This window comes from Pseudothauera rhizosphaerae (genome assembly GCF_004801305.1).
Classification (GTDB): domain Bacteria; phylum Pseudomonadota; class Gammaproteobacteria; order Burkholderiales; family Rhodocyclaceae; genus Pseudothauera; species Pseudothauera rhizosphaerae.
The window spans coordinates 1-18985 of record NZ_SSOD01000024.1 but is presented as its reverse complement, the minus strand read 5'-3'; the positions used below and the strand labels follow the sequence as shown (position 1 = coordinate 18985).

Below are 18985 nucleotides of genomic sequence, written 5' to 3'. Positions count from 1 at the left end.
AGGGGACGCTTTCAGATCGTTCCGTTCAGGAGGAGGAAACCCCATGAAAATCGTCGACATCCGCGAAGTCACCAAACCCATCAAATCCAGCATCCGCAACGCCTACATCGATTTCAGCAAGATGACGCTGAGCCTGGTGGCCGTGGTCACCGACGTGATCCGCGACGGCAAGCCGGTGATCGGCTACGGCTTCAACTCCAATGGCCGTTACGGCCAGGGCAGCCTGATCCGCGAGCGCTTCCGCCCGCGGGTGCTGGAGGCCGCGCCGGAATCCCTGCTCGACGAGGCCGGCGACAACCTCGACCCGCACAAGGTCTGGGCAACGATGATGACCAACGAGAAGCCCGGCGGCCACGGCGAGCGCTCGGTGGCCGTGGGCACCATCGACATGGCGGTGTGGGACGCCGTCGCCAAGATCGCCGGCAAGCCGCTCTACCAGTTGCTGGCCGAACGCTACGGCAGCGGTACGCCCGAGCGCCGCATCTTCGTCTATGCGGCGGGCGGCTACTACCATTCGGGGCAGGACCTGGAAGCGCTCAAGGACGAGATGCGCGGCTATCTGGATCGCGGCTACAGGGTGGTGAAGAAGAAGATCGGCGGTGCGCCGCTGGCCGAGGATCTACGCCGCATCGAGGCCATCCTGTCCATCCTGCCCGCCGGCTGCAAGCTGGCGGTGGACGCCAACGGCCGCTTCGATCTGCCCACCGCCATCGAATATGCGAAGGCTCTGAGCCAGTACGACCTCTTCTGGTACGAGGAAGCCGGCGATCCGCTCGACTACGCCCTGCAGGCCGAACTGGCGAACCATTACGAGGGTTCGATGGCCACCGGCGAAAACCTCTTCTCCATGCAGGACGCCCGCAACCTCATCCGCTACGGCGGCATGCGGGCCGACCGGGACTGGCTGCAGTTCGACTGCGCGCTCTCGTACGGCCTGGTGGAGTACCTGCGCACGCTGGACATGCTGAAGGAGCACGGCTGGTCGCCCAAACGCTGCATCCCCCATGGCGGCCACCAGATGTCGCTCGCCATCGCCGCCGGCCTGGGCCTGGGCGGCAACGAATCCTACCCCGACTTGTTCCAGCCCTACGGCGGCTTCCCGGACGGCGTGAAGGTGGTGGACAGCCACATCGAGATGCCGGAACTGCCGGGCATCGGCTTCGAAGGCAAGGCCGACCTGATCGCGGAGATGCGGGCACTGGCGGGTTGAGCGCGGCACGGCGGCGGGAGGGATTCCGGCCGCCATGTTTCCGAAGCGTTCAGGCGGTTTCCGCGATGTCTCCGCTTCCGCTCCAGGCCGCGATGCGGTTGCGGCCTTCGCGCTTGGCCCGGTAGAGCTCCCGGTCGGCCAGGGCGATGGCTTGGGCGGGGGTTTTCGGCTCGCGGCCGTCCAGGGTGACGACGCCCAGGCTTACCGTGACGTGGGGCGCGGTGGCGGCGCTGCGGTGAGCGATGCCCAGGGCTTCCACGCCGGTGCGTATCTGCTCCGCCACCTGCAGGGCGCCCCGGTGGTCGGTCTCGGTCAGGATGGCGGCGAACTCCTCCCCGCCGTAGCGGGCCGCCAGATCGGAGCGGCGGCTCAGCATGGCCTGGAAGACTTCGGCCACCCGCTTCAGGCATTCGTCCCCGGCCAGATGGCCGTAGGTGTCGTTGTAGGCCTTGAAGTGATCCACGTCCATCAGCAGCAGGGAGAGCGGCTCTCCCGTGCGCTGCAGGCGCACTGCTTCCCGCTCCAGCAGGTCGTCGAAGCGGCGGCGGTTGGCGATGCCGGTCAGGCCGTCCGTGTTGGCCAGGTTGGCCTGCCGGTCGTGGGATTGCTGCAGGGCTTCCAGCAGGTCGGTGCGCTCGAAGGTCATTTGCCAGGCGTTGCGCAGGGAACCGTTGAATTCCTTGGCGACGCGCGCGATGAGCACGAACATGATGCTGCTGAAGATGGCCAGCACGGTGCCCGTCGTGTCGCCCTTGAGGGCCAGCGCCCCGATCAGCGGCACCATGGCCGGCAGCGAAAAGGCGTAGAAGGCGACGGGGAAGGCGGCCAGCGTGAGGGCGCCGCCCATGGTCATGGCCTGGATCGAGGTGATGATGACCACCAGGGATTCCGGTGAGGCGTTGTTCAGCACCCCCAGCCCGGCGCATCCCCAGATCAGGCCGGACAGGCCCGTGGTGGCGGCGAAACGGTGGGCCTCGGCGGCCCGGTAGCCGTCCCGTGCGATCCGCGCCTGGCAGCGCCGCACCAGCCAGACCCGGATGGCGATGACCAGGAAGACGGCGGCGACCCATGCAAAGGCCAACGTCTGATGCGCGGTGCCGGCCAGGGATGCCCCGACCAGCAGGCTGGCGGCGCCGCTGCCGACGAGAGGAATCGCCGAGCGGTCCACCAGATGCCGGAACAACGCGGCATCGATGCGGTGTTCATCATTCACCGGAGGGGATGTCATGCGGAAAAGGTATTCCACGCGGAGACGCCGGGCATTGTAGCGCAAAGGGCGCGCTACCCTTGCCGGGACGAGCTGCTGCGGGATTGCCGGCGTCCGGCATTCTCCTCATCCACCCAGCCATTGCAGCAGCCACAGCGCACCCATGCCGGCGACGATGGTGGCCATCACCGAGCGGCTGGCCAGCGCCACCGCGATGGCCACGAGGCCGGCCCACAGGCGGGCGTTGTCCGCGGTGAGCAGCACGCTGCCGTCGCGCACCAGCAGTTCGGGCGCGATCAGCGCGGCGAGCACCGCCGCCGGCACGTAGGCCAGCACCGCATGCAGGCCCTCGCCGCGCGGTAGCCAGCGCTCGCCGGCGATGAAGGACAGGCGGATCAGGAAGGTTGCCAGCCCGGACACGAAGAGGGTGAGCGGCAGCCCCAGGTCGTTCATGGCGTTTGCTCCACGGCCGCGCGGCCGGCGTCCAGCCTCCGGGCCGCCAGCCCGGCGGCGATGCCCGCCGCGGCCGCGGCGAGTATCCACAGTTTGTGGGGCAGCGGCTGGGCGAGCACCGCCACCGCCGCGGCCACCAGTGCCGCCACCAGTTCGCTGCGGCGGTGGACGGCCAGCACCAGCAGCGCGATGAAGGTCAGCGCGATGGAGAAATCCAGCGACCAGCCCGGCGGGATCGCCGCGCCGACCAGCACGCCGCCCACGGTGGCGATCTGCCAGCCGGTCCACAGGGTGAAGCCGGTGCCGAACAGGAACCAGTGCCGGTAGGCGCCCGGCGGCCCGTCGCGGAAGCGCACCAGGGCGGCGGCGTAGGCCTCGTCGGTGAGCAGGTAGGCGAGCACGAGCTTCCAGCGCCAGGGCAGGCCGCGCAGCCATTCGGCCACGCTGGCGCTGTAGAGCGCGTGGCGCAGGTTCACCACGGCCACGGTGGTGCAGATCACCGCCGGCGGGGTCGGCGCCCCCCACAACTGGGCGAACACCACCTGGGAGGCGCCGCCGAAGACGATGGACGACATGGCCACCACCGCCCATGCCGGGAGTCCCGCGGCCAGGCCGAGCACGCCGAACATCAGCCCGAAGGGCACCACGCCGAGGAGAAGCGGCAGTTCGGCGCGCATGCCGGCAAGGAATTCGTCGCGCGCGGTCGGGGAAGAGGGGGTGGAGGTCATCGATGCTGCCAGGGAGCGCTGGGTCGAAAGTGCGGATTATCGCCCAGCGCGGCGCGTGGTCTACCCGCAGCTCCCCCTGTGGGAGCGGGCTTGCCCGCGATGGGGCGTCCATTTGCACGCGGAACCGCTCCATCGCGGGCAAGCCCGCTCCCACGCTCAGGCACTGGCGCTGCCGGGTCACGCTGCTAGATTGAACACAGAGGGGAGGCCGAGCACGGAGGACCGGATCATGCGACGACTTCTCTATCTGTTCATGGCAGCCATGCTGCCGATACCGGGCGCCCTGGCGCAGGGCGCGGACCCGGTGGTGATCCGCTTCAGCCACGTGGTGGCGCCGGACGCGCCCAAGGGCCGGGCGGCGGAGCATTTCGCCCGCCTGGCCGCCGAGCGCAGCGGGGGGCGGGTGCGGGTCGAGGTGTACCCCAACAGCCGGCTTTTTGGCGACAAGGACGAAATGGCCGCGCTGCAGGCGGGCCTCGTGGAGATGCTGGCGCCCTCCCTGTCCAAGATAAAGGTGCTGCGCAGCACCGAGTTCGAGCTCTTCGACCTGCCCTATCTGTTCGCCGACGTGGCCGCGGTGCATCGCATCACCCAGGGGCCGATCGGCCGCGAACTGCTCGACGGCATGCGTGCCCAGGGCGCCGTCGGCCTGGCTTTCTGGGACAACGGCTTCAAGCAGATGAGCGCCAACAGGCCGCTGCGCCGTCCGCAGGACGTGCGCGGCCTGAAGATGCGCATCCAGCCCTCCAAGGTGCTGGAAACGCAGATGACCACCCTGGGCGCCTCGCCGGTGGTGATGGCGTTCAGCGAAGTGTTCACCTCGCTCAAGGTGGGTGCGGTCAACGGCACCGAAAACCCGGTTTCCAATTTCTACACCCAGAACATGCACCACGCGCAGAGCCACCTGACGCTGACCGATCACGGCTGGCTGGGGTATGCGGTACTCGTGAACCGTACTTTCTGGGAGGGCCTGCCGGCCGACCTGCGCAACGTGCTGGAAGAGGCGATGGGGGAGGCGACCGTCTTCGCCAACCGGGCCGCGCTGGAGGGCAACGCCGCGGCGCTGGCGGCGCTCGAAGCCTCGGGCCAGGCGGAGGTCGTCGGGCTCAGCGCGGAGGACAGGCGCGCCTGGCGCGAGGCCCTGGCCCCCGTGCACGAGGAGGCGCGCCGCCGCATTCCGGCCGAGTTGATCGAGCGCGTGTACAGGGAAGCCGGCTACGCGCCGTCCCCGTGAGCGCGGGCGGCCCGCCCCTCAGCGCGCGGTGTGGCGCAGCAGCTTGAGGCACTCGCGCGTGGCGGCGAGGTCCGCCGCGCGCGCGTCGTCGAAGTTGGTCAGCAACGGATCGGCGCCGCATTCGAGCAGCAGCGCCAGCGTGTCCGCCTTGCCGGCCGAGGCGCAGTACATCAGGCAGGTGGCGCCCATGTCGTTGCGGTTGTCCACGTCGATGCCGGCCGCGACCAGGTGGCACACGGCGTCCGCGGAGCCGCCCACGCAGGCCAGCCACAGGGCGTTGTTGCCGTCCATGTTGCGCCGGGCGACGGATACGCCCAGTTGCACCAGTTCGTCCACCAGGTCGGCACGGCCGACGAGGGCCGCGCGCATCAGCGGCGTGAGGCCGTGGGCGCGGGGGGCATCCAGGTCGTCCAGGTCGAAGCCGTATTCGACGAGGAAGGCGACGAGCGAGGCGCCGGCGGCTTCCGCGCGGCAGGGGGCGTGGCCTTGTCCGGCGAGGGGGGTGATGGCGGCGGCCAGCGCGTCGTAGCCGCCATCCACGCTCCAGACCTCGGCGAAGCGGAAGTCGGCGAAGGTCTGCGCCCAGGTGCGGCTGGCGTTGCCGTGGTAGCAGTAGATCAGCACCGGCGTGTCCTTGGTCAGGCGCCGGGCGGCGGCGGGAAAGCCGGCGTCGGAGAGGTGTTCGGCGCCTTCGACGTGGCCCTGCGCGTAGCTGCGCGCGTCGCGCACGTCGAACAGCGCCAGCGTGGGCAGGGCGCCGCTGCGCCAGCGCGCGAGCATGTCGGCGGCGTCCGCGGGGGCGATGCGGCGCTGGCTGCGGTCGGTGACGTGGGCGGCGGTGGTGGCGGTGGTCATGGGCGATGGTCCTCGGCAAGGCGTTCGGGCGGGTAGGGCGGCGTGGTTTCGATGCGGGGGTCGTCGAGAGCGCGCCCGACGGTGAAGTGGTAGAGGGGGCGATAGCCGCTGTCGGCGAGGCCGGCGCTTTCCAGCACGGGGTCGTCGAAGAAGCAGCCGATGCCGGTGCCGCGCAGATCCAGCGACTCGGCGGCCAGATACAGGCGCTGGCCGGCCTGCCCGGCGGCGCGGTGCAGATCGCGGTAACTGGCCGGATCGGCGGCGAGGGCTTCGTCCAGCGCGGCGAGAAAGCCGAAGGCGATGCAGGCGTTGGCGGCGATGTCCTGGTGGCAGTGCAGGCTGCGCACCAGGCGGCGCAGGGGCTGCGGTTCCAGGGTTTGCAGGGCGATGAGCCTGGTGCCGGGCAGGGCCGGCGCGGTGTCCGCCAGGCGCGCGGTGAGGGCGCCGTCCGGCCCATCGGGCAGCAGGTAGAGCCCCGGCGCGAGGCCGGCTACACGTTGGACGTAGACGAGGACGTCGAGGGGCGGCAGCCCGTCGCCGTCGGCATGGCCCGCGGCGGCGAGCAGGCGGATGAGTCCGTCGGTGCTCATCTCGTGCTCGGCGTCGAAGCGCTGGGCGCTGCGGCGGCGCAGGATCAGGTCGATGGCGCGCGGGCCGTGGGCGCCGGCCGGAGCCGCGGCGGGCGCGGTCCCGGTTTGCGGCGCGGCAGGGGCGGGGCGGTCGTCCCGCCGCGTCGCTGCGGCCACCTCCTGGACGATGGGCCAGCGGTAGTGGGGGCGCGGGTCGATCTCGCTCGCGCGCCCGGACCAGTGCGCGCGGGCGGCCGCCTCGCGCAGGCGCTGCGGATCGACGGCCGGCGGCGGGGCCGGCCAGCCCACGGCGAGCAGGATTTCGGGTTCTTCCAGCTCCGTTTCGGCGGCGCGGCGCGCGGTATAGTCCGCCGCCCGGTCCAGGCCCAGCCGCGCGGCGAGGGTAGCGTGGCCCACGTGGCGCTGTTCGTCGAGCCGCCAGCCCAGCAGTGCCGCGGCCAGTTTCAGCGCGCCCTGCCCGTGGCCCACGTCGAGCTGGCAGTAGCGGAAGGCACGCTCGCCGTACTTCCAGGCTTCGCGCCACATCACGCTGCTGAGGGCGAGCAGCAGTGCGGCGGGTTCATCGGCGGCGGGCGCCGGGTCGGCGGCGCGCAGTTCGAGGGCATGGTCGTCCGGGCGGTAGTGGTGCACGCCGTCGGTCAGACCGGCGATGCCGCGGCTGATCACCCAGGCTTCCACCGGGTGCAGATTGCCGCTGGACGGATTGGCGCGCACGGCCCAGCGCTCGGGGCCGAAGGACTTCCACGCGGTGACGCCGAAGGCCAGTTGCAGCAGCGCGCCCAGGCTGGCGCGGTCCGGGGCGAGGGCGGGCGCCGGCTCGCCGAGGGCCGCCCAGGAACGGGCGAGGGCGGCGGCCAGCCCGTCGGGCGCGGCCTGCGGGTGCAGCAGCAGGGTGTCGATGAGGGGCAGGGCCGTCACCGGCGCGTCGGCGTAACGGCGGAAAGGCGCCGGCTGGGCGTCCCAGTCCAGCGTTGCCGGGCCGGGCGCGTAGCGGTCGAAGCAGTGCGCGGTGCGGCGGTGGTAGATGCGCACGACGTCCGCCGCGGGCAGCGGTGCCGCGGCGGAGGTGTCGGGCGGAGCGGAATTGTCCATGGATTGCTCCGAGCAAGACCAATACCAGTTTGCCCCGTCTGCAAAATCAATGGCTTGCAGGCTGTGTACGGGACTCGCGGCGTCGGATGTCGGTGGTTGGCCGGTAGCGCTGTGGGGTGTGCGACATGCGCCAATCTGCGTCCATTCAGTATGGAATGGGCAGCGCGGTGGTGTACTTCATCTGTTCCATGGCGAAGTTGGACGAGATGTCGGACAACCCGTCGGTGGACTCGATCAGCTTCTTGTAGAAGCGGTCGTAGGCGGCGATGTCGCTGACCACCACGCGCAGCAGGTAGTCCCATTCGCCGGACATGCGGTAGAACTCGACCACCTCCTCGAACTGCACCACGGTGGCGGCGAAGCGTTCGAGCCAGGCGCTCTCGTGGCGCGCGGTCTTCAGATGCACGAACACGGAGAGCCCCAGCCCCAGGCGCACCGGGTCCAGCAGCGCCACCCTGGCCCGGATGTAGCCGTCCTCTTCGAGCTTCTTGACCCGCTTCCAGCATGGCGTGGTGGACAGGCTGACGGCTTCGGCCAGGTCCTTGAGGGGCATGGAGGCGTCGCGCTGGAGCAGGGTGAGGATGTGGCGGTCGAAACGGTCCATGGCGTTTTCCATTTCAGAGTAGAAAATTTTTCTGGATTCTAGGCGATGAAGGTCAATAAATAGAATTCCGTTTGCGCGTCCAGGGCTAGGATTTCCCTATCGCAAAGCCCTTCCTGCCCACCGCCATGAACGCCCCCGCATCCGTCCGGTTCGCCCCCGCAGCTCCGCTCCATTTCCTCCCCGCCGCGCCGCGATACTGTTCATATGAGTCAACCGTGCTGCGGGTGTCGCTGTGCTCCCTCCCCCCTTGCGGGGGAGGGCCGGGGAGAGGGGGCGCCCCGCAGGGGCGGCAGCGTGCCATTCCGGCGGCGGCTTTCCCCCTCTCCCCCAACCCCTCTCCCGCGAGGGGAGAGGGGAGAAAAGATCATGCCGTTCACCTGACTGAACCGTATTGCCCCCCGCACCGGGAAGACGGTGCCGGCAAGGACTGGGTGCGCACCGCCGTCAGGCACCTGACCGGCGACCAGTTGCGCGCCGCCGACACCCCCCTGCTGAAGCTGGAAGTGCCGGGCCTGGACGGCATCGACCTCTACCTCAAGGACGAGAGCGTGCAGCCCACCGGCAGCCTCAAGCACCGCCTGGCCCGTTCGCTCTTCATGCACGCCATCTGCAGCGGCCGCATCCGCGAGGGGACGACCGTGGTGGAAGCCTCCTCCGGCAGCACCGCGGTGTCGGAGGCGTACTTCGCCCGCCTGCTGGGCCTGCCCTTCGTGGCCGTGGTGCCGGTGGGCACGGCGCCGCGCAAGATCGAACAGATCCGCCTGCACGGCGGCGCCTGCCATTTCGTGGACGACACCACGCAAATCTACGCCGAGGCCCGGCGCCTGGCGCGGGAACGCGGCGGCCACTACATGGACCAGTTCACCTACGCCGAGCAGGCCACCGACTGGCGCGGGCCCGACAGCATCGCCGCGGGCATCTTCCGCCAAATGGCCGACGAGCCCCATCCCGAGCCGGCCGCCATCGTCATGAGCGCGGGTACGGGCGGCACCGCCTCCACCATCGGGCGCTACATCCGCTACAAGGGCCACGACACGCGTCTGGTGGTGGCGGACCCGGATCATTCGGTGTTCTACGACAGCTTCCGGCGCGGCGACCGCAGCCTGCGCGGCGAGCACGGCAGCCGCATCGAGGGCATCGGCCGGCCCCGGGTGGAGCCGTCCTTCCTCGCCGAAGTGGTGGACGGCATGATCAAGGTGCCGGACGCGGCCTCCATCGCCGCCCTGCGCTGGCTGGAACGGCTCACCGGCCGCCGGGCGGGCGGCTCCACCGGCACCAACCTGTGGGGGGCGCTGCAGATTGCCGGGCAGATGCAGGCCCGCGGCGAGCGCGGCTCCATCGTCACCGTCCTGTGCGACGGGGGCGAGCGTTACCCGGACACCTACTGGAACGACGAGTGGGTGGCCCGGCACATCGGCGATATGGCGCCGTATCTGCGCCGTATCGAACCGCTGCTGTAGGCCGGCCGCGTAACGCGGCCGCAATGGCCTTCATACACACTGCATGGTGGTGCTGCCGTGCAGTGCCAAGCACATATTGCGGACATCCGCAATTGCGCAGTGCACAATAGCGCTCAATAATTCCATCTTCATTCGCCGCGCATGGGCGCGGGTCTCGTTGGGGATATCGGCCATGCTACGTGTATTTCGCTCTTTCGCCGTTGTCGCGGGCCTCGCGGCCGCGGGCCTGCCTTTCGGCGCGGCTGCCGACGGGCGGGAGATCGTAATCGGGCAGGTGGCGCCGTTTTCCGGTTCGCAGGCGGTGACCGGGCGCGCCATCCATGCCGGCGTCAAACTCTACATCGACCACGTCAACGCCCAAGGCGGCGTGCGCGGCGCTAAAGTCCGCCTCGTCACCCGGGACGACGCGCAGAAGGCGGACAAGACCGTGGCGCTGGTGCGGGAACTGATCGAACAGGAATCCCCGGTGGCGCTGATCGGCACGGTCGGCACCACCAACGTGGAAGCGCTGATCGCCGACGGCGTGCTGCACAAGACCGGGGTGCCGCTGGTGGGCGCGGTGTCCGGCGCCTCCACCGCCATCTCCGGCAGCAACGTGTTCGTCATCAAGGCGAGCTACCACGAGGAGGTGAACCGCCTGTTTACCAACCTGGCCGGCCTGAACATCAAGCGCGTCGGGCTGGTGTACCAGGACGACGCGTTGGGCCAGGACGTCATCGACGGCGCCGAGATCGCCGCCAAGCGGCATGGCATCGAACTGACCGCCCGCGCAGGCTATCCGCGCAACACGGTGGAGGTGGAAGCCACGGTGGAGGCAATGCTGAAGGCCGACCCGCAGGTGGTGTTCCTGGGCGCCACCACGCTGGCGGCCATCGAGTTCGTGCGCCAGTACCGCGCCGCCGGCGGCACGGCGACGCTGTACGGCATGTCCATCATCGACACCCGCCAACTCCTCGACAAGCTCGGGCCGGTGGGCGCGCGCGGTTTCGCCTTCTCGGTGGTGCTGCCGCTGGAGACCCAGCGCACCATCGCGGTGAACCTGGAATACCTGCGTCTGCGCGAGAAGAGCGACGACCCGGACCTGTCCGGGCGCTCCATCGAAGGCTTCATCGCCGCCAAGACGCTGGTGCATGCACTGCAGAACGCCGGCAGCACGCCGACCGCGGCCACGGTGGTGAGGAGCCTGCACGGCATCCGCCGGGTGGACCTGGGCGGCTACACGCTGGACTTCGCCCAGAAGGGCCGCTCCGGCTCCAGCTACGTGGATTTCGCCATGCTGGGCGAAGGCGGGCGGGTGGTGCACTAAAGCGTCGCCCAGCGCGCGAACTCGCCGCCGAAGAAGGCGATCCCCACCAGCGCCAGCGGCGCGAAGGCGACGAAGGCGCGCAGCAGCCAGCGGATGAAGGGGTGGGCCAGCGGCGCTTCGATGAAGTGCCGCGCCACCAGCGTGCCTTTCAGCCAGATCAGCAGCGCCACCGCGGGCGGCAGCCAGTCCGAGCCGTGGAACCAGGCCCCCAGTGCGAGGCTGAGCAGGGTCAGCGCGACCAGCGCCAGCCAGGCGGCGAACAGCGGCGCCAGCGCGGAAGAGGGATGCCGTGCGGGATGTTCCGGGTTCATGGTTTACGCCAGCACGTAGAAGAACGAGAAGATCACCAGCCAGATGATGTCGGTGGCGTGCCAGTAGCTTGCCAGCGCCTCCAGGCCGCCGTGGCCGTCCGCGGTGTAGGCGCCCGTCGCATGCCGCGCCAGTACCCACAGCATGCCCAGGATGCCCCAGAAGGCATGCACCAGGTGGGTCAGGGTGAGGTAGTAATACACCGTGAAGAAGATGCCCGCCCCGCCGGTGATGCCGTGCGCCATGTTCCAGCGGAACTCCAGGTACTTCGCCAGCGGGTAGCCGAGTGCGGTGACGATCCCCGCGGCCAGCCAGGCGATCGATTGGCGCCGCCGGCCGGCGCGCAGCGTGGCGACCGAGCAGGCGATGAAGAGGCTGCTGGTGACCATGACCAGGGTGATCGCCGTGCCGGCCAGCGTGTTGAGCCGGCCCGCGCCCGCTTCGAAGTCGGCGGGGAAATGCGCCCGGGCGACGAAATAGACGATGAACAGCACCAGGAACTCGACGAATTCGCAGGTGATGCCGGCCCAGATGCCGTGATTGCCGGGAATCCGCCCGCGCGCGGCGGGTGGGGACTGCGGTTCGGCGGCGGGCAGGGCGAGGGTGCTCATGGGGACCCCATGACGAATGGCGAGGCGGCCATGCTGCCGCAATCCATGGGGGCAGCACAGGCGCAGAACGGGCGATTTCCGATCCGCACAGTCTGCCGGGCGGGCGGCGCCCGCGCCTTGCTGCGGCTCAAGAACGGGCGGGGCGGCAATACGGTTCAATCAAGCAAATCGCATCGAACTCCCGCCCCCTCTCCCCTTGTGGGAGAGGGCCGGGGAGAGGGCGCCCCGCAGGGGCGTAAGGCCGTTCGTGGCGGCCTGGCTGACGCAGCCCCCCTCTCCCCAACCCCTCTCCCGCGAGGGGAGAGGGGCTTTGCCAGGCTTGACTGAACCGTATTGGGGCCCGGCGGCCTTTGCTAGACTGGCCGCCCGTCCTTGCGCCGCCGTTCCCCGATGACGCTCTACCAGCAGATCGCCGAGCAGACCGGCCAGTTGATCGCCGCCGGCGTGCTGCGCCCCGGCGACCGGCTGCCCTCGGTGCGCCGCGCCTGCCGCAGCCACGGGGTGAGCGCGGTCACCGTGATGCAGGCCTACTACCTGCTGGAAAGCCGCGGGCTGATCGAGGCGCGCCCCAAGTCCGGCTACTTCGTGCGCGCCCGGCTGGGGCAGCGTCTGCCGGAACCGCGCATGCCGCGCCCGGCGGCGGGCAGCGCGCCGCTGCAGGTGAGCGACTTCATCTTCCAGATACTGGAAAGCGTCAAGGACCGCAGCGTGGTGCCGCTGGGCTCCAGCTTTCCGGCGCCGGAACTGTTCCCCTTCCCGCAGCTCGGGCGTTTCCTCGCCGCGGCCGCGCGCCGGCTGGACCCGCGCGACACGGTGGCCGACCTGCCGCCGGGCCGGGCCGAACTGCGCCGGCAGATCGCCCTGCGCTACCACGCGCGCGGTGCGGCGGTGGCTCCGGAGGAGATCGTCGTCACCTCCGGCGCCATGGAAGCGCTCAACCTCTGCCTGCAGGCGGTGACCCGGCCGGGGGACGTGATCGCGGTGGAGTCGCCCACCTTCTACGCCGGCCTGCAGGCGAGCGAGCGGCTCGGCCTCCAGGTCATCGAGATTCCCTCCCATCCGCGCGAAGGGGTGAGCGTGGAGGCGCTGGAAGAGGCGCTGCGCGTGCATCCGGTGAAGGCCTGCCTGTTCATGCTCAACTTCGCCAACCCCACTGGCGCGCTGGTGCCGGCCGCGCGGCGCGAGGCGCTGGTGGCGCTGCTGCGCCGCCACCGGGTGCCGCTGATCGAGGACGACGTGTATGCCGAACTGTTCTTCGGCGCCGAGCCGCCGCCCTGCACCCGCGCGCTGGATGCGGATGGGCTGGTGATGCACGTGTCCTCCTTCTCCAAGTGCCTGGCGCCGGGCTTCCGCGTCGGCTGGGTGGCCGGCGGGCGTTTCGCGCCGCAGATCGTGCGCCAGAAGCTCACCACCAGCCTGGCGACCACGGTGGTGGTGCAGGACGCGCTGGCCGCCTACCTGCGGCACGGCGGCTACGACCGCCACCTGCGCCGGCTGCGCCACGAACTTGCCCGGGGCGAGGTGGCGCTGGTGGATGCGGTGGAGCGCCATTTCCCGCCCGGCACCCGGCTCGCGCGCCCGGCGGGCGGCTATTTCCTGTGGCTGGAACTGCCGCCCGGCGCCGACGCGCTGGCCCTGCACCAGGCGGCGCTGGCGCGCGGCATCAGCCTCGCGCCGGGGCCGATCTTCTCCGCGCAGCGGGAGTTCGGCCGCTGCATCCGGCTCAACTTCGGCCATCCGCAACCCGACGGGCCGGACCGGGCAATCGCCGCGCTGGCGGCGCTGCTGCGCGAACAACTCGCCGCTGGCGGTGGGGCGTGAGCGCCGCATCTGTTCCTATGGAAAATCGCACCGGCTGAATCTGCTCCCATCTGCGCCCGGGTGGTGTACTGCGCCGCGTCCAAGTCACAGATGGCCGGCCCGTTTGCGATGCCGGCGGAGGAGCGGAGCGTGGGAAGCGCGGCGAGCAAGGTTCATGAGGCCCGGATCGAACTGTACCGGCGGAAAGGCAAGATCCACGCGCGGGCCGCGTCCGGGCGCTGGAACACCCTGCGCTGGGCCATGGTGTGGTTCACCCAGATCGTGTTCTACGGTGGCTGCTGGCTCACCTGGGAGCGCGGCGGGGAGGCGCGGCAGGCGGTGCTGTTCGACATCGCCCAGCGCAAGTTCCACTTCTTCGGCCTCACCCTGTGGCCGCAGGATGCGCTGCTGCTGGCGATCGCCCTGGTCGTGGCAGCCGCCGCGCTGTTCCTGGCCACCGCCCTGGCCGGCCGCGTGTTCTGCGGCTTCGCCTGTCCGCAGACGGTGTACACCGCGATCTTCGCCTGGGTGGAAGCACGCGTGGAAGGCGACCACCTCGCCCGCGCCCGGCTCGACGCCGCGCCACTCACGGCGCGCAAGGCGGCGCTGCGCCTGGCCAAGCACGGTCTGTGGGCGCTGATCGCGGCGTGGACGGCGATCAGCTTCGTCGGCTACTTCACCCCCATCCGCGAACTGCTGCCGCGCCTGGCCGCCTGGCAGACCGGGCCGTGGGAGAGCTTCTGGCTGCTGTTCTACGCAGCCTTCACCTACGTGCAGGCCGGCCTGGCGCGGGAGGCGGTGTGCCAGCACATGTGCCCGTATTCGCGCTTCCAGGGCGTGATGGTGGATCGGCATACCCGCAACGTGGGCTACGACGCCGCGCGCGGCGAACCGCGCCGGGCCGGGCGGCGCGACGGCGCCTGCGTGGATTGCGGCATCTGCGTGCAGGTGTGCCCCACCGGCATCGACATCCGCGACGGCCTGCAGTACCCGTGCATCAACTGCGGGCTGTGCGCGGATGCCTGCGACACGGTGATGGCGAAGATCGGCGCGCCCCGCGGCCTGGTGCGCTTCGCCACGGAGGCGGAACTGGCCGGCGAGCCCGCACCGGCCGGGATGCGCCCGCGGGTGTGGGTGTATGCCGCCCTCGCCGCCGCCTTTACGGCCGCCGGCCTGTGGCTGCTCGCCGAGCGCCCGCTGCTGCGCGTGGACGTGCTGCGCGACCGGGGCGCGCTGCTGCGCGAAACCCGGGACGGGCGGATCGAGAACGACTACACGCTGAAGCTGATCAACCTGGCCGAAGCGCCGCGGCGTTTCGCGGTGGAGGTGGAGGGCCTGCCGGGCGCCCACATCGCCGGCACGCACATCTTCGACGCCGCGGCGGGCAGCGTGACCCCGGTGCGGGTCGCGGTGTCCATGCCGGCGGGCAGCGGCCTGTCCGGCGTGCAGCCGATCCGCTTCGCTGTACGCGCCGAGGGCGACGCGGATACGCGGGCGGTGGAGCCGAGCACCTTCATCCTGCCCTGAGCCGGGCTGGCGGCTCTGCGGGCTTCATCGTGACGTCAGGGCAATCGCATGAAATCCCTTGCCGCCGTGGGAGCGGGCTTGCCCGCGATGCGGCGTTCGTTTTCCCACAGGCCGCATCGCGGGCAAGCCCGCTCCTACCATGCCATGGGCAGGTGTTTGCAGACGGGAAAATTCAGCGCTCAGGCATTTATGCGATTGCCCTGATCGTGACGTAATGCGCGGTGGATTTATTTGGCAGGCATGTTAATGTCGCACGGTTATCCCAAAGTCGTTGCGAAGCAACCGGCCGCCCGTGCGCATCCTCCTCCTCCACCAGAACTTCCCCGGCCAGTTCCGCCATCTCGCGCACGCATGGTCCCGGCGCCCGGACTGCGAAGTCGTCGGCCTGGGGCGCGACACCGCCCCGGGCATGCCCGGCGTGCGCTGGTACACCTACCGCCTCCACCGCCCGCCGGGGCAGGCGCAGCACCCCTACCTGCGCCAGATGGAAAGCGCCGTCCTCCACGGCCAGGCCGTCGCCCGGGCGCTACAGCGCCTGCGCCAGCGCGGCTTCATCCCGGACGTGGTCATCGCCCACCCCGGCTGGGGTGAAACCCTCTACCTGCGCGACGTCTTCCCCCATGCCCGCCTCATCCACCTCTGCGAGTGGTACTACGGCGCCACCGGCACCGATGCCGGCTTCGACCCCGAATTCCCCGCCACCGCGGACGACTTCGCCCGCATGCGCACCTGGAACGCCCTGCATGCCCTCAACCTCACCCACTGCGACGCGGGGGTGAGCCCCACCGCTTGGCAGCGCAGCCGCCACCCCGCCGCCTTCCAGCCGGCCATCCAGGTCATCCACGAAGGCATCGAAACCCCCCTGCTGCGCCCGGACCCCGCCGCCACCCTCACCACCCCCTCCGGCACCGTGCTCAAGGCGGGCGACCCGGTCATCACCTACGTCGCCCGCAACCTGGAACCCTACCGCGGCTTCCACCGCTTCATGCGCGCCCTGCAGACCGTGCAGCGCCGCCACCGCACCTGCCACGCCGTCATCGTCGGCGGAGACGACGTCAGCTACGGCGAGCGCCCCCCCGACGCCCCCAACTGGCGCGAGAAAATGCTGCGCGAAGTCACCCTGGACCCGGCACGCACCCACTTCACCGGCCGGCTGCCCCACGCCGAATACCGCAAGGTGCTGCAAGTCTCCGCCGCCCACGTCTATCTCACCTACCCCTTCGTGCTCTCCTGGTCGCTGCTGGAAGCCATGGCCAGCGGCTGCCTCATCATCGGCTCGCGCACCGCGCCGGTGGAGGAAGTGATACGGGATGGCGAAAACGGCGTGCTGGTGGATTTCTTCGATACGGAGGGGCTGGCGGAGCGGATATGCGAAGCGCTGGAAGGTGGTGAGCGCTACGCGGCAGTCCGTCGCGTTGCGCGCGAAACCGTCAGTCGGAGATATGCGGTGGATAGGGGGTTGGCTGGATACGCCGAGTTGGTGGGTATGCAGGCGCAGGAGGTGTGTCTTGCTGATTGACCGCGGCCGGGCTGCGGGAAGGCAGTTCCGCCCACCGCAGTGCTTCGGTCCTGCTGGGCTGGCCGGTGCGGAGTTTTGTCGTGTGGAATTTCTCGGGTCAATGTCAGTTGAGATTTCGAGAGTTCAAATGACGCTGACTCGTAATTGCTATATGGGGTGTGCCGGTGAGTGAAGAACGATCAAAAATGCAAGTTAAGACTCATTGGAAATTAGAGCAATGAAAGAGAAAGTCCTATCAAGATTGATTCATATTTTTGCAATCGTTGGGATATCTAGTTATCTGCTTGCTCATGGCAGCTATCTCGACAATGAAAGCAAGAGCATAGCTAATCATTTATTTGGAATTTCATTTGGCGTTGTATCCCTATCATTGTGGTTAAAGGCGATATCAAGCTCATTTCTCTTGGAGGGACTATGCAGTAGCTCTGCTCGGAATTTGGAGGATTTTTTTGTATTTTTCTATCCGTTGCTTACAAAAGAGGCGCGCGTAAGATGGAAAAACAAAATAAATGCCAAGAAAACCTTTGATCAAGATAGTTAGAAATGGAGGTTATTGACGTATTAATGATAATAAGGATGATGAATATGGAGATTAATAGGTCTGTGAAAAAAGAAATTTTGAATATGGCGTTTTTGGAGCCTTCTTTATTGGTGTGGATTTTATTTTCTGAAGTCATCGCTTTGTTGATAAGGTTTGATCTCGGGTTTTTGAGTATTTTTGATTCTATATATCGCTATGTGGGTTTTATTGTACCGGTTGTAAGGTATGCGAATCCCTCAAATAGCTTTATTGGGATAGATGCTATTTATCATTATTCCATTATGTGGCTATTTTCGCCGTTGCTGTTCTTATGGTTTCTTGTTTGCAGGCGTGATTCTTGTTGGAATTTAATTTTTCCCAGGGATGGTGGAAGTGGCCCAACTAAAGCTGGCTTGTTCTTTATGGTAGTAATTGCTGTCGGGATAGTTTTTCTTCCTGTTTGGGAGGGAGGGCCAGCGAAGTATATTTTATTTTCGATCTTCTCTTTTGCCTTGCTGTCTGCATTTCTTACATGGATTTTTGTTTTGACAATTTCAGCATTGATTATCAATTTTTTTGTTGATCGGTGATTTACATGGGGAGGGTATGTGTTCAAATTAATGTTGGCTGAAAGATTCGGCTTGTTATTTTTGGGTTCAATTTTGGTTTTGTTCTGCGGCATTGCAGTCCATGTTGTTGCTGTGATGACTGTCGGTCCTGTTCTATGTTTTTCATGGTTTCGTCATGAGTAACGGAATTTCGCTGTCAAGCCGCTCGGGTCAGTGTCATTTGAGGTTCTAAGAGTTCAAATGACACTGACCCGTTTTTGTTTTGCGGGTAGGCATGCGCCGCCGCCTGTGCAGCCTGGGTGACGTGAGGTTCATCACGGATATGTCATCCAGGCATGATGAAAGGCTTTCTGGTGTAAGCTAAATTGCATGGTTGAATTTTGAGGCTATAGGGAAAACCACTCGGGCTTGTGCCATTTGGGTTTCTAAGAGTTCAAATGACACCGACTCGTTATTTTTATTGACGCTGAAAAATAGGAGCTTTTATGGATGGGTATGATCTCAGTCTTGTTAGTAAGATTGCTGCGGCTCCGGTAATTATTCATCTCATTTCTAATTCATTTGTCTTGATTTTCAAGAAGCCTTCTATGGATAGTAAGGAATCACCTGTGCTTGCTAGGATAAATAATGCAGTTGCTAAGTTTTCATTTTTCCCGGCAGTTCTTGGTGGGGCTGTTTTGATTTTTGTTAACGCATTCGCTCTTTTCAAGTGAGGTGAGTCATGAGTTGGTCCGATACTCTTTCTTTGATCGATACTGCTGATAATGTGGCTCAGAGTACAAGTAGCGCAGAATATTTTGTGAATCTCTCTGGTGCAGCAGCGGCGGTGAGTACGTTAGGCAATTTAATTGTTACATCTCCAGGAGCCGCAATTGCGTTGAACGCAGAATGGGCGATGGTCAGCGCTCAGAAGATTCTCAGCGACATGCAGAATGGTAGGGATGTTTCGCTGGGCGATGTGTTGGGTGTTATTGGTGGTGTCTCTGCAGTGGCAGCAGCCGTTGGTTTTCAGCTATCACCTGCTGGCCGTATCGCGAACATTGCTAAAGCAGTCGGTACGTTGGCAACTGCTCTCAGTTTGACTGACAAGTACTTTGGCTCCAATGAGGCACATGCAGCGGAGATTAATAATCCCTGGAATTCCGCCCGCGCCTGGCAACCCGTCCGAGTCGACCCGCTGGTCCTTGACCTTGACGGCGACGGCATCGAAACGCGCGGCATCGACGGCACGATCCTCTTCGACCATGACGGCGACGGCATCCGTACCGGCACGGGCTGGGTGAAGGCCGACGACGCGCTGCTCGTGCTCGACCGCAACGGCAACGGCAGCATCGATTCCGGCGCCGAACTCTTCGGCGTCGATACCGTGCTCTCCAACGGCACCAAAGCCG

At 67.0% G+C, this 18985-nt stretch carries 18 protein-coding genes and 1 pseudogene; 11 read left to right on the top strand and 8 right to left on the bottom strand.

Going from position 1 to position 18985, the window contains the following annotated elements:
* Nucleotides 1-43 precede the first annotated feature (43 nt).
* Nucleotides 44-1210 (top strand): mandelate racemase/muconate lactonizing enzyme family protein, encoded by a 1167-nt coding sequence (locus tag E6O51_RS20780; RefSeq protein ID WP_136386945.1) that lies wholly within the window; start codon nucleotides 44-46, stop codon nucleotides 1208-1210.
* Between the two features lie 49 nt (nucleotides 1211-1259).
* Here E6O51_RS20780 and E6O51_RS20775 read toward each other — a convergent pair whose 3' ends face one another.
* The 3 genes from E6O51_RS20775 to E6O51_RS20765 all read right to left on the bottom strand — a co-directional run bounded on the left by E6O51_RS20775 (nucleotide 1260) and on the right by E6O51_RS20765 (nucleotide 3598).
* Nucleotides 1260-2423, bottom strand: a complete 1164-nt coding sequence (locus tag E6O51_RS20775; RefSeq protein ID WP_168735356.1) for a GGDEF domain-containing protein — start codon at nucleotides 2421-2423, stop codon at nucleotides 1260-1262.
* Between the two features lie 120 nt (nucleotides 2424-2543).
* A complete protein-coding gene (locus E6O51_RS20770; RefSeq protein ID WP_136386943.1) occupies nucleotides 2544-2870 on the bottom strand; it encodes an AzlD domain-containing protein in 327 nt (108 codons plus the stop codon).
* The gene (locus tag E6O51_RS20765; protein ID WP_136386942.1) at nucleotides 2867-3598 is read right to left on the bottom strand and encodes an AzlC family ABC transporter permease; all 732 of its coding nucleotides are present in this window, start codon (nucleotides 3596-3598) and stop codon (nucleotides 2867-2869) included. The genes E6O51_RS20770 and E6O51_RS20765 overlap by 4 nt, the downstream gene beginning before the upstream one ends.
* Before the next feature lie 229 nt (nucleotides 3599-3827).
* On the opposite strand from E6O51_RS20765, the gene E6O51_RS20760 reads away from it, so the two are divergent.
* Nucleotides 3828-4832, top strand: a complete 1005-nt coding sequence (locus E6O51_RS20760) for a TRAP transporter substrate-binding protein (RefSeq protein WP_136386941.1) — start codon at nucleotides 3828-3830, stop codon at nucleotides 4830-4832.
* Nucleotides 4833-4850: 18 nt separating this feature from the next.
* Here E6O51_RS20760 and E6O51_RS20755 read toward each other — a convergent pair whose 3' ends face one another.
* The 3 genes from E6O51_RS20755 to E6O51_RS20745 all read right to left on the bottom strand — a co-directional run bounded on the left by E6O51_RS20755 (nucleotide 4851) and on the right by E6O51_RS20745 (nucleotide 7973).
* Nucleotides 4851-5687 carry an ankyrin repeat domain-containing protein gene (locus E6O51_RS20755; RefSeq protein ID WP_136386940.1) on the bottom strand — a complete coding sequence of 279 codons (837 nt, stop codon included), beginning with the start codon at nucleotides 5685-5687 and terminating at the stop codon, nucleotides 4851-4853.
* Nucleotides 5684-7369 carry a nitroreductase family protein gene (locus E6O51_RS20750; protein ID WP_136386939.1) on the bottom strand — a complete coding sequence of 562 codons (1686 nt, stop codon included), beginning with the start codon at nucleotides 7367-7369 and terminating at the stop codon, nucleotides 5684-5686. Before E6O51_RS20750 ends, E6O51_RS20755 begins: the two co-directional genes overlap by 4 nt.
* A 145-nt stretch (nucleotides 7370-7514) precedes the next feature.
* Nucleotides 7515-7973: an Lrp/AsnC family transcriptional regulator gene (locus tag E6O51_RS20745; RefSeq protein ID WP_136386938.1), complete on the bottom strand. Its 459-nt coding sequence runs from the start codon at nucleotides 7971-7973 to the stop codon at nucleotides 7515-7517.
* A 431-nt stretch (nucleotides 7974-8404) separates the two neighbouring features.
* Between E6O51_RS20745 and E6O51_RS20740 the strand changes: the two genes are divergently transcribed.
* A complete protein-coding gene (locus E6O51_RS20740; protein ID WP_211091480.1) occupies nucleotides 8405-9433 on the top strand; it encodes a PLP-dependent cysteine synthase family protein in 1029 nt (342 codons plus the stop codon).
* Between the two features lie 172 nt (nucleotides 9434-9605).
* Entirely contained in the window at nucleotides 9606-10739 is a 1134-nt protein-coding gene (locus E6O51_RS20735) for an ABC transporter substrate-binding protein (RefSeq protein WP_136386937.1), read from the top strand.
* On the opposite strand, the gene E6O51_RS20730 is transcribed toward E6O51_RS20735, so the two are convergent.
* Nucleotides 10736-11050, bottom strand: a complete 315-nt coding sequence (locus E6O51_RS20730) for a hypothetical protein (protein ID WP_136386936.1) — start codon at nucleotides 11048-11050, stop codon at nucleotides 10736-10738. The two genes, E6O51_RS20735 and E6O51_RS20730, sit on opposite strands and share 4 nt — an antisense overlap.
* Nucleotides 11051-11053: 3 nt before the next feature.
* Entirely contained in the window at nucleotides 11054-11659 is a 606-nt protein-coding gene (locus tag E6O51_RS20725) for a cytochrome c oxidase subunit 3 family protein (protein WP_136386935.1), read from the bottom strand.
* A gap of 390 nt (nucleotides 11660-12049) precedes the next feature.
* Between E6O51_RS20725 and E6O51_RS20720 the strand changes: the two genes are divergently transcribed.
* The 7 genes and pseudogenes from E6O51_RS20720 to E6O51_RS22125 all read left to right on the top strand — a co-directional run.
* On the top strand, nucleotides 12050-13480 hold the full coding sequence (locus E6O51_RS20720; RefSeq protein ID WP_136386934.1) for an aminotransferase-like domain-containing protein: 1431 nt from the start codon (nucleotides 12050-12052) through the stop codon (nucleotides 13478-13480).
* Between the two features lie 129 nt (nucleotides 13481-13609).
* On the top strand, nucleotides 13610-14986 hold the full coding sequence (ccoG, locus tag E6O51_RS20715; RefSeq protein ID WP_136386933.1) for a cytochrome c oxidase accessory protein CcoG: 1377 nt from the start codon (nucleotides 13610-13612) through the stop codon (nucleotides 14984-14986).
* 292 nt (nucleotides 14987-15278) lie between these two features.
* Nucleotides 15279-16505 (top strand): glycosyltransferase family 4 protein, encoded by a 1227-nt coding sequence (locus tag E6O51_RS20710; RefSeq protein ID WP_136386932.1) that lies wholly within the window; start codon nucleotides 15279-15281, stop codon nucleotides 16503-16505.
* Between the two features lie 217 nt (nucleotides 16506-16722).
* Nucleotides 16723-17046, top strand: coding sequence for a hypothetical protein (locus E6O51_RS20705; RefSeq protein ID WP_136386931.1), 324 nt, complete (start codon nucleotides 16723-16725; stop codon nucleotides 17044-17046).
* A gap of 62 nt (nucleotides 17047-17108) precedes the next feature.
* Complete coding sequence (locus tag E6O51_RS20700; protein WP_136386930.1) at nucleotides 17109-17615, top strand: hypothetical protein; 507 nt, start codon at nucleotides 17109-17111, stop codon at nucleotides 17613-17615.
* A 464-nt stretch (nucleotides 17616-18079) separates the two neighbouring features.
* Nucleotides 18080-18307 carry a hypothetical protein gene (locus tag E6O51_RS20695; protein ID WP_136386929.1) on the top strand — a complete coding sequence of 76 codons (228 nt, stop codon included), beginning with the start codon at nucleotides 18080-18082 and terminating at the stop codon, nucleotides 18305-18307.
* Between the two features lie 8 nt (nucleotides 18308-18315).
* A pseudogene (locus E6O51_RS22125) lies at nucleotides 18316-18985 on the top strand (hypothetical protein); the annotation flags it as partial.